Here is a 13,199-nt window from a genome sequence, read left to right as displayed (position 1 = left end):
TTGCCCGTCTTAACATGATTAAAACTGGATTCGATCGCAGTTAACCAAACAAGGGTACAGTAACCCAATAACGTTTACGATAACCATTGCCAAAGTTAACTTCGATCGCTTTGCGGGCGATCAAAATCGCCTCATCGCCGTCAATATCGTAGCCAATCTCGGTGGAATTGGGTACAGTGGTGAATTCTAGAGGCATTCCAGCGCCACCGCGAGCAGACAGGGAAGCCAATTGTCGGCTAAACTCTGCCGCTAGTAACTGCTCATAGTTGCTAGGTTCGGGTGCTAAGACAGGAGCGATATCACCCTGGGGAGGCGGCGCACTGGCAGAGCGTACAGGACGACTACTTAACTGTTCGAGCGAGCGGACTGATGAATGCACATCGGTGACAGTACCATCATTATCCAGGGCAATTCGCACCGTACCCGCCCCCGGGGTAATCACTGGGACACCATTAATCAACTGTCGGAATTGGACAATCACACCAGTAGTAAACGGTCCGTCCAATTGTCCCGAACCGTTAGCCGTACCGCCGGCTTCGGAAGATAAGATAATTCGATCGAACACCACTGGGACTTCTTGGTCAAGACCGTAACGCCAGACGGCCTCCTGGGCTAAGGTTTGGGCGCTGTCCATAGCCAAGGGGTTGTAATTATAACGGTTAGGAGTTGCCAAACGAACATCAATTGACCCATCACTACCGTAGGCGATGCTTTGTTCCCCCGTCACCACGCGATAGGAGCCATTTCTGGTACTACCAACTTCTGACGGGATTTCCAGGTCAAGACCAAATCGTGCCGCTAGGCTGCGGGCAGCGGGTCGAGTAGCGTCTAGGGGTTGCAAACGACCGACGAGGAGATGCTGGGGTAAGACCAGTTGTGGTTGGCTACTGCGAGCCACATTGTACCATCGCCACCAATACCAAGCATTACTGACCCGTTCGCGAGAAAAATAGCGTTCATTAAAGAGACGATTTTTCGCCTCATCCGCACTGGCACCGCAGGCCACCACCGAGGGGGCCTGGTCGTGGGCAATGCGCCAACTAGCATCTAACCAAGCGGTACTTAAAGGCTTATTCTTGTTCCATTCTTCCCAGAAAAATTTACCGTAATTGGGATTATCCCAACTAACAGTTTCATAGCCGAAGAGCATTCGCCAACCGCGATTACTACGATGCCAAGTGCGAATCGGGTTGTGACCGCCCAGAACCCGCAGGGAAAGACAGGTAGACAGAAAAATGTATCTGACCCGCTCGTTACCCCAAATTAACTTATCACTGCTAGAGACGATCGTACAACCTTCGCTACCCCAAGGTTTGCTCATCGGTAGATAAAACACGCCATTGGCATCCATCCCGCCATGACCAGAGTGATAGAAGGCCATGACCGCATCTACCCCGTAGGTATCTTGCCAATCATCGTAGGGTTCGTAGTAAAGCCAGGGTTGTACGCCACAATCCTGATACCAAAAGTTTAAGGGGGTAAACTTTTTCACATAGTCTAACCAGCCTTGGGCATCTTCATGGGTATAGCGCAGGGTGCCAAAGGAGCAACCACAGCCCACTTCAATACTACAGCCGCCATAGAGATTCGCTCCGCCACGCAGGCCATCTTTGCTATCCTGACCGAGGGGGTTTTCGGCAAAGAGAGGAACGGCGGGAATTTCTGGTGTTTCGGACTTAGGAAGGTTAGCTGCGGGGGGAATTTGAGTCGGTTGTGTTAATGTCATGGTATTTTCCTCGTTAAATCTTGAAAAAGTTTTAAAAAACGTAAATTTCCTGAATCACGTTGTTTTCTAGACGCAGATTGACGGGAAATTTTCTTTCCTTAGCGGCGGACAGCAGGGTAAGCATCCCCAAGAAAACACTGTCACTCTCGCTGGCAATCTTGCGCCAGCCGAGGCCGTCCACATAGGCGGCCGCATTGCGTTCTTGGTTAATCATCCACAAACCGGTAATCTGCTTTTTCTCTAGCCAAGCACTGCCGGGGACAGTGAAGGTCATCGTGGCAGCAACGGCAGAAATCTGGGCGATTTTTAGGCCAGAGTTGCTACCATCCCACCATTTGCCAGCAGGACTGGTGCTATCGGAAAACTCGGTTTTATAGGAGGCTCGAAATAGGTCGGCGTTATCACCAGCATTCACGTCTTTCTCCAAATCGAAGCGATTATCGGCCTGTTCTAAGGAACATTCGTAGTGTTGGCTAGGAGTCATCTGTTCCTCCTCGTTACCATTCTTCTGTTCGTCCACGTGCCAGATGGCTAGGCCCGCATCGGGGAGGAATGTATCCCGGCCAGTTTTCTGCCGGTTTTCGATCAGGAAATACTCGTTAGCGTTCTTACTGTAGAGGTAAAACTCATTCTTGGCCGCAGGAAGACTGGCGGTAAGACCTGGAGTTATCGCTGTCACTTTGCTGGCCCAACCGGCTTCATTTTTGAGGTAGGCACAAACTTGTACGGGATTTTTATCATTGCCTCCGTAACACATCAGACAATAATTACCCACTCCTGCCGATTGACCGCCATAATCGTAGAGATCGGGAAAATCGCAGATCATGTGACCATTTTCATGACAGAAGGTACGCAAGGTCAGTTCACTACCCATATTGGTGATTTGGTAGTCGTATAACTTCTTGCCCCCCCCGACATCGTAGGGTGAAGCTAAACTCCAGGAATGAGGCCATAGTCCTTCGGCCCAATTGTTGACCCGCGGTCCGACATAGAAGACATTTAAGGCATAAATTAAACCGTTACTATCACTACTCAACTGACTAAAGTTAAAGCCTTGGGATTTCAAATAATTGAGGGCTTCTAGAATCAGTTCTCGGGCGCGAGTACCATAGTCGATCGCTGGATCGGTATAATAGGAGCGATTATGGGCGGCGGTGTAATATTGGGTGACAACATTGGTATAGGTTAATTTTCCCTGGGAGTTGTCGTAGAAATAATCCCGTACTGACCCTTTATTGCCAAATCCGGCGTAACCAGGTAGGTTACAGAAGTTGCTGACTTCCTGTTGGGAAATGCTGGCGGCAACGTCGGGAAACTTAATCAAGATACATAATCCCAGATAGTTGCCCACAGTTACTGTTGAAGCTGGTCTGGCATCAGCACTGGTCGTCGCACTGATTCCCTGCAGCTGAGTTTTTTTTTGCTGACGACGGACTCGCCATTGACTGAACCCTTCCTGTAGCATCGGTGCGCTCTGAGCTTGTTGTTTGGCACTCTCGGTCTCGATGCTTAGATGGGGCTGGATGCCGAGGCTTTGGGGTGCTACTTGGCCGACTATCCCATCGGTGGCTATCAGTTGGCTTTTGTCTTCGGAAAGCTGGGCGTAGGTGTAAAAACCATTGTCAGGGTTTTTGACCACGGTATAGCCATCTAGGGTTTCAAAAACAGCATAATACTGGTTTCCCGATCCCCTGACCCGGATAGTGCTGCCGTCGGGATTGGTGAAGGTAAATTCCTCATTCACAAAGGGTGTAGGCATAGATTTGATTCTCCTTGCCAAAGAAATTTTGGCTTTCTCGATGAGAAGCTCTGTTCAAGAACTAAGTACAGGACAATGCACAATTTCAATAATCATCAAATTTTTCTGGGTTAACAATACGATGATCCGCGTAGGGAATTATGAAGATATCGCAGCAATCTGCCCTTTCAGTAGCCCCAACTTTTCGAGGGCAACTATAACCGCTGCCGTCCGAGTTTGTACCCCTAGTTTCCCGTGAATATGTTCTAGATGTTTTCGCACGGTTCCTTCGCTACATCCGATAACTTTTGCTATGGCGGCATTACTTTTATCTTGGGCAATCCAAAATAGCACTTCTGCTTCCCTTTTAGTCAGTCCCAACAATTCTAAGGCCGCAATCGAAAAAGAGGGCAGTTCTTGTTCTTCTAAGATTAGGAGAAACTGTTCCCCGATCAGACTGGGAATCAGAAAAATGATTAACTGTCGTCCCTCTTGTTCTAGGCGTAAGGGTGAACAGGAAAAGGCTTGGTCATCCTTGGCTAGGAGTCGGGCAATCGGATGTTTAAACCACTTTTGCAAGGGTTCTGGTAAGGTGTTCGGGGTATGGGAGAGGGAATACTGGTACAGCAATTGTTCAGATCGTTCCGTAAGCATTTGCACGCTTCCAGCTATATCCATGACTATTAAACCTATCTGCTGGCAAAATTGGGGTAATCGTGGCTTTATTGCTTTTATTTGATTATATTTGTCCTTATTGTTTTCTGGCTCTCTCTCTGGGCTAGATAGCAAAGCTGCGAGACAGCGATCGCAACTTACTGAGAGCTTTGGCATCAATCCCATAAATTTCTCCACTATTCAAATAATTATCACAAAATCCATCTTTCTGCCCTAGTGGTGACGCTCTTATCTCAAGGCCTAGTGCTTGCTCAGAATATCTGTACTTTTAGAAAGCAGCAAATAGGCAACAGAAAATTAGGAAACAAACAAGAAAATATCTATGTCATCAACATCAGTCGCAGTGACAGAGTTCCTTAAAAAAGCCCCCTGTTAACTATAGTTTCCTTTCATAAAACGCCAATTCAAGTCTGAATTACATGACTGTCTGCTCCATCCTCATAGAATACCTCATTCGGGTTACGATAGTCAAGACATTTTCGAGGACGATTGTTAATCAAGTTTACGGCTCTTTCTACCTCCTCAAACTTGGCTAAAAATACCTCTAAAGTTCGATTTATTCTTTGACGTAGCTGTGCTATAAGGTGATGAATTATCCCCATTAAGTTAGGATATTATCCAGGTCTTGCTAGGGATGCGATCGATGAATTTACTTAAAGATAAGCAGAAAATTCGTTTTGTTGACCTTTTTTGTGGTTTGGGAGGGTTTCGAGTTGCTATTGAACAAGTTTGCCGCCAAAAAAACTTAGAATCTGATTGTGTCTTTTCCTGTGATATAGATAAAGATGCTCGGTCAATTTATCACGCTAATTTTGGCGATCAACCCCAGGGAGATATTACCGAAATTGCCGCCCTAGATATTCCCAATCACGATATTTTAATGGCAGGATTTCCCTGTCAACCCTTTAGTATTTGTGGTGATTTAAAGGGATTTGAAGATACCAGAGGCACGCTATTTTTTGAGATTGCCCGCATTTTAAAAGCCAAACAACCCGCAGCATTTATTCTGGAAAATGTCAAGCAATTGCAGGGACATCAACAGGGAAAAACCTTAGAAGTTATTCTCGATACTCTGCAAGATTTAGATTACTATACCGATTACCGAGTTTTGAATGCGCTTAATTTTGGTTTACCGCAAAAACGGGAACGGATTTTTATCGTTGGTTTCCGAGAAGCGCGGGGTTTTATCTGGCCAAAACCAGCTTTATCTAGAACAAGTTTAACAGAAATCTTAGAGGAAAATGTCTCGGATTTTTATTATGCTTCCGAAAAAATTCAAAAAAGTCGCCTTCTGAAAAGAGAGGGGAAAAAACCTTATAGTGAACCGACTATCTGGCACGAAAATAAAGGAGGAAATGTCAGTGCTTATCCCTATTCCTGTGCCTTGCGAGCGGGAGCATCCTATAATTATTTGTTAGTGGATGGGAAAAGACGCTTAACAGAAAGAGAAATGCTACGTTTACAAGGTTTTCCCGATGATTATCAAATTGTCGGCAGTTATCAAACTATGCGAAAATTAACCGGTAATAGTGTAGCGATTTCCTGCGTAGCTGCTGTGGTTAATTCTGTAATCGAGTCTTTGTTAGATGTTGCTCAAGCATCAACTAATTCATTCTCGTTAAATCGACAACTTAATTAAGTTTATTTTCGACTCAGGAGTTTTAGATAGTGGTAAGTATTCAGGACGCTTTTAATTCCCTATATAGAGAGTAAAAGCCTAGGATATTATAGCTTGTTTGAGTCCTAATTTATGTCTCTAAAATTAGCTGACCCATTGCCTTGAGAATTTGGAGCAGATTAATTGCTGATTCAGGATACATTAAATTAAGTTCTGGCATTATCTGATAAGTGGGGTTAGTTTCTTGTCTGAGATAGACGAACATATATTGTAAGCCATTAGTCGCTAATCCCCAAACTGAGGGTTGTCTTTCTAAGCTATTGTAGGCATAAGTCAGTAATTGAGGTAATCCCTGACGTACTTCGATTCCACTCTCTTTAGCTTCAATTACTAAAATCCAAAAAGGGATATTATTGACAGTTGATATCGAATTATTCACCGTGACAATATCAAAGCGTCCGCTAATAGTTTTATCTTCATCCACAAGGATAATATTATCAATCCCTTCTTCAAACCTAATCTTAATCGGATAACGATAAAAACCCGCTAACCGCAATAAGGGAAATAGGGTGAAAACTTTAACTTTTCCTTCTGATGCTTTATCTTCCATCAAATAGGGTCGAAAATCGTTGCGGATTTGAACAAGTTCTAATTTTTCTGCGTCGCTGACGGTTTCCAAAGCTAAAAGCTCTGTAAATGAAACATCCTCAAGCTTTTCTTGGAAATTGAGATGACGTTGAACATCAGCAAGGGTTAGTTTACTCGTTTTGAGGGTAAGCATTGATTTAGCAAGCAGTGCAGCACTGTTTCCCTGGTAGCGTAAAATAGGTTTCTCGGCTGTTCTTCCTAACAAAATAAGCCAAGACAGAAACACAAATTTAACAATAAAGTTGCTGCGTGGGGTGCGGATTGTTGATGTGGGTTTTTTAACAGAATTGGTAGCCTTCTAATGCACTTTACACTCGTCGGCGATCTACGATAAAGTTATTTTTGAACGAAAAGCACCCCAAGGTCATATTTCTTGTAGTTAGAGGTTTGATTGGGTTGGGGATGGTGGCATGGGATTGGAATGGGGAGAAGTGGGGTGGACTTAGGCTGAAACTCCTTCTCCCTGCTCCCTTCTCCCCTATAGTCTTAACGAGTAATTTAGATAGTCAACAGCTGACCAAATTTAGGTTACACTTCCTCTTGATGGGAAAGACTGTATCTTGAGAAAATAATGGGCTAAATAGACCCGTATTTAGGGGGTATTTTCCAGAAAAGAATCACTATAATTAAATAAAAATGGTACGCTATTTTTTCCCGATCCATCCATGACTAAAACCCGGGGCATTTGCGCCCCACCTTCGCGCCAAGCTTCGATCGCTTCTTTCTGTAAAACTAATCCTCCCCCCTGTTCTTTTAAAGTTTCTGCTAATAGTCTTTGTGCCTCAGCTTTCCCTTTAGCGCGATTAATTTCTGCCTGGGCCTGTTGTTCGGCTTCTTGGGTGATATAAACGGCTCTTTGGGCGCGTTGTTCCGCGATTTGTTTATCTTCGACAGCCCGAGCAAATTCCGGAGAAAAATTCAAATCTACCACACTGGTATCTAAGACTAGAATACCATACTTTTCTAACCGAGTCGATAGGGCATTATCAAAGTCTTCTTTTAACTCACTGCGTCGAGTAATTGCCTCCTCTACTGTTCTTTTAGCGGCGGCAATTTTAAAGGATTCTTGGGTTTGAGGGGCGATAATTTTAGCGACAATATTTTGTAGGGTACCTTGGGTTCTTCTAATTGCCACTACTTGAGTCGGATCAAGACGAAAATTAATCGCAAAACTAGCGGATAAATTTTGTAAATCTTTAGTGGAACTTTGGGCGGGAACTTCAAATTTTTGCACCGTAACATCGTAGATATCGACACTAGAAACAAAGGGAGGTTTAAAGTGAAATCCCTCCAATAAAACCCCGTCCTTAGCCTTTCCTAAAACACTTAAAACCCCCGCTTGTCCCGGGGTGATAATCACATAGGCATTAAAGGCCGCTAAAATGACAATAGTGGCCAATAATCCCCCGATCAGGGAAAGTAAATTAATAGCATCTTTCTGGTTCACAGTTTATACTCCTTGATGAGCGACTAAAGCGAGAATTTTTACCGCAATTGCTTGATTGACAGGCATCACTGACAGACGATTTCCTGTCCTTACTAATAATAATTCATCGGCGGTAAAATTTTGTTTTAAAATTCCTAGGGGCAGCAGTTGGGGAAAAAGGCGATCAAACTCAACTTTAACCGTCCACCAGCGCGGGCAATCTGGGGAGGATTTAGAATCATAGTAGGGACTATCGGTATCGAATTGTGTGGGATCGATCATATCAGTTTGCACTACTCGCATCAAGCCGACAATCCCCGGCGGGGTGGTATTAGAATGATAAAAAAAGGCTAAATCTCCCCGTTTCATCTGACGGAGAAAATTGCGCGCCTGATAATTTCGCACTCCCTCCCAAATAGTTTGACCATCTTTTTTTAAATCCTCGATACTATAGACATCGGGTTCCGATTTCATTAACCAGTAATTTAAATTCATCATTTATAGTTGTGATTAATTCAAATAAGCTCAAAAATATTTTTAGCCGTTCCTGTAAGCCCTGTCACCATAGGGTTATACCAAATCTGGTTATTAAAGACTGATTATTTATTCCTCCTGTTGCCTGTTGCCTTTTGCCTGTCCTGATATGTAGCCTATACTCAACGGATTTAGTATTAAATATAATTCACTTTGACTGCTTTTGTAGTTCTACTCAAACAATTATTGGGAAGAATGTATCTAAAAATACCTTTGTTAGGGGCAATTTTTAAGGACTATGAGCGTTCAAGTCTAGCTATTCTTGGCAACCGTCAGTTTTTCCCTATAGCTAAAAATAATTTATTCTCGATTATTAAATCGATCAATGTAAAATAAGATACATTGCTCTAAAAATCTCTAGCCAATCCATAGATTATCGGTGTTCCAAGCCACTCGCCGCCGTTTAGCCTTATGGTACACTGTTGTCACTGCCATACTACTGCTTTTTCTCGCTACGGGAATGTATTTTTATGTGCGGCATACCCTAGTGGATCGCATTGATGATACCCTCAAACACATCATTGAGGTGGTAAATCGTTCCCTCGTGATCGAATCGATTCCCCCGGATCAAGGACGTTATCGCGTCGATCCCCTCGCAAGTTTTCCCAGTCAGGGTAAATCCGTCGAGGACGATCATATAGATTTGGAATGGTTTGATCCCCAAGGTAATCTACTTTGGTCAACTCTGGCCGAATCCTTAGATATTCCCCTCCATCCCCACCGTCAAGGGGAAACTATTCGCTTATCCGATAATCGTCTGCTGCGACAAGTAACCGAAAGGGTGGAAATCGGTCATTATGTTTTGGGATATCTGCGGGTAAGTCATCCTTGGTTTGAGGTGACAAAACCGATTAGACAGCTATTATGGGATTTAATCGTCGGAATTTGCCTGATGATTGCCAGTGTCGCCTGGATTGGTTGGTTTTTGTCCGGTTTAGCCATTCAACCGGTAAAAGAGTCCTATCAGAGTTTAAAACAATTTACCGCCGATGCTTCCCATGAATTACGCAATCCGATCGCCACTATCCAAACTAACGTGCAAATGGCGATCGCCTATCCCCAAACTGGCCATCAACGCTTGCAAGTGATCGATCGTTTAACGGAAAGATTGGGCAATTTAGTCAATGATCTGCTCTTTTTAGCCCGTTCTGATAGTGGCATCGTCCAACCGATCGAGCAAGCTGTACCTTTGGATGCTTTATTGATGGAAGTGGTGGAAGAACAGCGTTTAATCGCCGATAAGCAGGGAATTTCCCTCTCTTTGTCGATTGTGGAACCGAATCAAGAGGATTTTTCCTACAGCGATGAAATGTTTACTATGCAGGGAGATTGGGATCAATTAGCCCGTTTATTCACAAATTTAATTTCTAATGCCCTAAAACACGCTTTTTTGCCCGAATCTGAGCCTAAAAATGTGGCAGTGGAATTGGAAAAAAGTAAACGCGATCGACAATCGGTGTTACTGGTACGCGTCAAAGATAACGGAATCGGCATTCCCGAGGCTGCTTTGTCCCATATTTTCGATCGCTTTTATCGTCTCGATCCCGCACGACAAAATTCTGCCACCTCCGGGGGAACAGGATTAGGATTAGCGATCGCTTTAGCGATTACCCTCAGTCATCATGGACAAATTAGCGTCGAAAGTCAGATCGATCGAGGAACAATCTTCACCGTCAGCTTACCGAAAAGCCATCAACGGGAGAAAAAAACCGAAAAGTCAGAAGCTTGACACCTCTGACTTCTTTTCATACCCCCAAGGGAATTCGAATCCCTGTCGCCTCCGTGAAAGGGAGGTGTCCTAGGCCACTAGACGATGGGGGCGTGGATTTCAGACCTTTTTAAATATAACAATAATCTTTCCGGGAGTCAAGGGTTTTGGCAAAAAATTTTTTTTATCCCGCCCTTGCACAATAGGATAGTCTAATTGAAGATGTTATCGCCCAAAATCCATGGCTGCCGATCCCTATAAAAGCCGACTGTTCAACCTGATCAACCGTCGTTTGATCCGTCTGAAAGATAACCTCGGCCGCGTCTCCCGTCGCGGTCAAAATGCGATCGCTATTGCCCTGCAAATAGCCCTCTATCCCGTCTATTTACTGGTACAATCCCTGCGGATGACGGCTAATCAATTGGGGAACAGTCTCCAGAAACAATTATCACCCCCCGGCAAAGAGGGGACGGATGCGATCGAAGAATTTCTCCAGAGCTTATCCGACCAAGAAACGCCATTTATTGGCATAGCAGCCGATCTAGAGGATCAAGCTTTAGTTTTCGTCACTAACGATCACCAGACTGTTAAAATCACCGATAATCAAACCCAAAGACAAATAGAAAAACAAATTAGAACGGCACTGGCTAACTACGCCCTCGAAAAACGGAAAATTAAGCGATTAAATCCTCAATATCCGCCTTTATTACCGAATTTTACCGACAAAAATCCTGTCTTGCCTCCGATCCGTTGGTTTTGGAACCTGCTACGCTGGGAACAACAGGGGCAAATAGCGATCGCCATAAATCTATTCCAGGAATCCCATCTCGTCAAAACCCCGACACCACCCTCCTTACCACTGCCTAATTTAAATTCTCAAGCGATTTTAGAAGTTATTGACGAAAAATTAGCAATTTTCGAGGCTAAATTTCTCGCTATCTCCCCCGCAATCCCCAGCAGTGTTAGCCACACCTCTAACCTACCTTCCGATCTCGTTAACCAGTCCCCGACTCTCGAGAAAAATTCCTCCTATCTCTGGCGACTTTATTGGTTAATTTATGCGGCGATCGAGCATTTCTGGGCAAAAGAGAAGAATAATTTAGAATATAGTGCTGATTCACCCGCTTTATCGGCAAAATATCCCCTAAGTCTTCCTAATTCTCTGCTGATCAGCTTCAAGCAACGTCTCCAGGATTGGCTAGAAAAACAAACCCAAGCGGATCCCTTCACGATCGGCAAACTCATCCAAGCGGCGATCGATCACTTCTTCTCCTCTCGCCAATCCCTGACATTTTCCGCCATCAGCGAGCAACCTTGGCTAGAATCCGCCGATATATTGGCTATTTCTCCCCAAGACTCCGAAAAACCGCGCCTTAACCCCGCTTATCCCCTTCCCCAGTCCCCAGGCACACCAGCCGAGCCTCATAGCACAAAAAAAGCTTTTAGTCAAGAAAAACAAAATAAATCTTTACAAAAAATCCCCCCGGCCGCCGCTGAAATTACTCCTGGAGAATCCCCCCCCGCAACCCAATTAGATCCCCGCTACGCTAGGGAGATAATTCAACCAATTAACGAAGAATGGTTAGAAACCGAATCAACCCCCGTCGGCTACGTTAAACACCCCTTAGAACGGATTTTAGAGGGATTAGATGCGATTATTTTATGGGTGGAGGAATTAGTTATTAAAATTTGGCGTTGGTTGCGGTACAATCGACGCATTTCTAAATTACTCAAACGCAAACGCTAAATCGATCGGTTTTGGGTATAGCCGAGCGGGGAGTCTTTCTGTTGCGAGAAACTTGAGACTATCTTTAGGGACTTACCTCTGTCAATCCCTAGCGCTGCACTTCACTTTTGAATGAACATTGGCTGCTCGGCAGTTAAGTTCATGGCTATAATCTGAAATTACCCAAATTTATCGACAAAAATAAGCTAAACTAACGGCAAAGATAATAAGTTTTGATTTTTTCCTTGGGATTACTTATGGACGGTATTTGTACCTTAGCCAACGATCGCATTTACGATCAATTAATCGCTCTACTCAACAGCATCGAGGTAAATGGGGGAAAAGATATTCCTGTTTGTGTCTATCCCTACGATGACAACACCGAACGTATCAAGGCGGAAATTGCTCAACGTCCTAATGTAGAGTTATTTGATAATCAGGAAATTATCGAACGCTGGGATAATTTCGCTAAATCTGCTTGGGAACCCCATCCTACCGCTAAAGAACGCTGGTTAAAGGCTGGTAGTAGAGGTTATCATCGTTTTGGTACCCATCGTCGTTATTGTGCCTTTGATGGGCCGTTCGATCGCTTTATCTACATGGATGGTGATACCCTATTGATGAGTCCCTTAGATCGGGTTTTTGCACAGTTAGATAATTATGATTGTGTAGTCTACGATTTTCAGCACAAAGATATCACCCACGTTTATGAAGTTACTTCCCCAAAATTATTAGAAATCTTTCCCCAAGAACGTCTTAACCAAGAAATTTTCTGTTCGGGTTTTTATGGCTCAAAAAAAGGTTTATTTGACGGGGAACGCCGTAATTGGCTCATAGAACAATTGCGAGCAGGAGAAGCAGAAATAGTTTATCCTATGGCAGTAGATCAACCTCTGTTAAATTATATGATGATGCGCTCAAATTTTTCTATATATAATCTAGCTCTTCAATTGCCTAAAGAAGAACGCACCGGCTGCTGTGTCACCTCTCCCCATTTTCAGGCTTTAGATAATATTCTTTATGACCACGACAAACGTTTGACATACCTTCACTACATTGGTTTATCTTCCTCTCTGTTCACGCGACTTTGTAGCGGTGAAAATCTCGATTTTCCCTATCGAGATATTTTCTTACACTATCGTTATCTCTACGAACCTAGTCAACGTCCTGTTTTTACCGATAGTCCCAAACCCTATCAACCACCTACCCCAACCTTTTGGCAAAAAGTAACCAGAAAACTCGGTTTAGGAAAATAATAATTAGGGTCTGCTGAAAAAGTTTGTTGGTGGGGGCAGGGTGTGGGGTGTGGGGTGTGGGGTGTAGGGTTTTACCGATTTTGAGGTAGTCAGTTACCTAATTTTCAGGGAAAAAGTACCTGAATTTTACCCCCGATCCCTCCA

General features: G+C 44.0%; 10 protein-coding genes, 1 tRNA gene and 1 pseudogene. 4 read left to right on the top strand and 8 right to left on the bottom strand.

All coding sequences use genetic code 11. The features are described from left to right. Window positions 1–40 precede the first annotated feature (40 nt). The 4 genes and pseudogenes from O9300_RS05010 to O9300_RS04995 all read right to left on the bottom strand — a co-directional run. Complete coding sequence (locus O9300_RS05010; protein WP_287970381.1) at window positions 41–1,726, bottom strand: DUF6345 domain-containing protein; 1,686 nt, start codon at window positions 1,724–1,726, stop codon at window positions 41–43. A gap of 31 nt (window positions 1,727–1,757) precedes the next feature. Next, window positions 1,758–3,485 carry a M6 family metalloprotease domain-containing protein gene (locus O9300_RS05005; RefSeq protein WP_287970379.1) on the bottom strand — a complete coding sequence of 576 codons (1,728 nt, stop codon included), beginning with the start codon at window positions 3,483–3,485 and terminating at the stop codon, window positions 1,758–1,760. 138 nt (window positions 3,486–3,623) lie between these two features. Continuing rightward, window positions 3,624–4,142 carry a response regulator transcription factor gene (locus O9300_RS05000; RefSeq protein ID WP_287970378.1) on the bottom strand — a complete coding sequence of 173 codons (519 nt, stop codon included), beginning with the start codon at window positions 4,140–4,142 and terminating at the stop codon, window positions 3,624–3,626. Window positions 4,143–4,543: 401 nt separating this feature from the next. Next, window positions 4,544–4,669 (bottom strand): annotated as a pseudogene (locus O9300_RS04995) (IS30 family transposase); the annotation flags it as partial. Between the two features lie 113 nt (window positions 4,670–4,782). Here O9300_RS04995 and O9300_RS04990 point away from each other — a divergent pair. Next, window positions 4,783–5,778 (top strand): DNA cytosine methyltransferase, encoded by a 996-nt coding sequence (locus O9300_RS04990; RefSeq protein ID WP_287733316.1) that lies wholly within the window; start codon window positions 4,783–4,785, stop codon window positions 5,776–5,778. A gap of 109 nt (window positions 5,779–5,887) precedes the next feature. Here the strand turns inward: O9300_RS04990 and O9300_RS04985 are convergent, their stop codons facing one another. The 3 genes from O9300_RS04985 to O9300_RS04975 form a co-directional block, all read right to left on the bottom strand. Further along, window positions 5,888–6,538, bottom strand: a complete 651-nt coding sequence (locus O9300_RS04985) for a restriction endonuclease subunit R (protein ID WP_287733317.1) — start codon at window positions 6,536–6,538, stop codon at window positions 5,888–5,890. A 459-nt stretch (window positions 6,539–6,997) separates the two neighbouring features. Then, window positions 6,998–7,852, bottom strand: a complete 855-nt coding sequence (locus tag O9300_RS04980) for a prohibitin family protein (protein WP_190720260.1) — start codon at window positions 7,850–7,852, stop codon at window positions 6,998–7,000. 3 nt (window positions 7,853–7,855) lie between these two features. Continuing rightward, complete coding sequence (locus tag O9300_RS04975) at window positions 7,856–8,329, bottom strand: EVE domain-containing protein (protein ID WP_287733318.1); 474 nt, start codon at window positions 8,327–8,329, stop codon at window positions 7,856–7,858. Between the two features lie 415 nt (window positions 8,330–8,744). On the opposite strand from O9300_RS04975, the gene O9300_RS04970 reads away from it, so the two are divergent. After that, window positions 8,745–10,094, top strand: coding sequence for a sensor histidine kinase (locus O9300_RS04970; protein WP_287970377.1), 1,350 nt, complete (start codon window positions 8,745–8,747; stop codon window positions 10,092–10,094). Between the two features lie 19 nt (window positions 10,095–10,113). Here the strand turns inward: O9300_RS04970 and O9300_RS04965 are convergent. Then, window positions 10,114–10,186 (bottom strand) — tRNA-Glu (locus O9300_RS04965). A gap of 128 nt (window positions 10,187–10,314) precedes the next feature. Here O9300_RS04965 and O9300_RS04960 point away from each other — a divergent pair. After that, window positions 10,315–11,820 (top strand): hypothetical protein, encoded by a 1,506-nt coding sequence (locus O9300_RS04960; protein ID WP_287970376.1) that lies wholly within the window; start codon window positions 10,315–10,317, stop codon window positions 11,818–11,820. 236 nt (window positions 11,821–12,056) lie between these two features. Then, window positions 12,057–13,055 carry an Npun_R2821/Npun_R2822 family protein gene (locus tag O9300_RS04955; RefSeq protein WP_287970375.1) on the top strand — a complete coding sequence of 333 codons (999 nt, stop codon included), beginning with the start codon at window positions 12,057–12,059 and terminating at the stop codon, window positions 13,053–13,055. Window positions 13,056–13,199 lie beyond the last annotated feature (144 nt).

The organism is Microcystis sp. LE19-195.1E, from assembly GCF_027532095.1.
Lineage (GTDB): Bacteria > Cyanobacteriota > Cyanobacteriia > Cyanobacteriales > Microcystaceae > Microcystis > Microcystis aeruginosa.
Note: the sequence above shows the minus strand (reverse complement) of the source record. Positions and strands in the feature narration are given on the sequence as shown.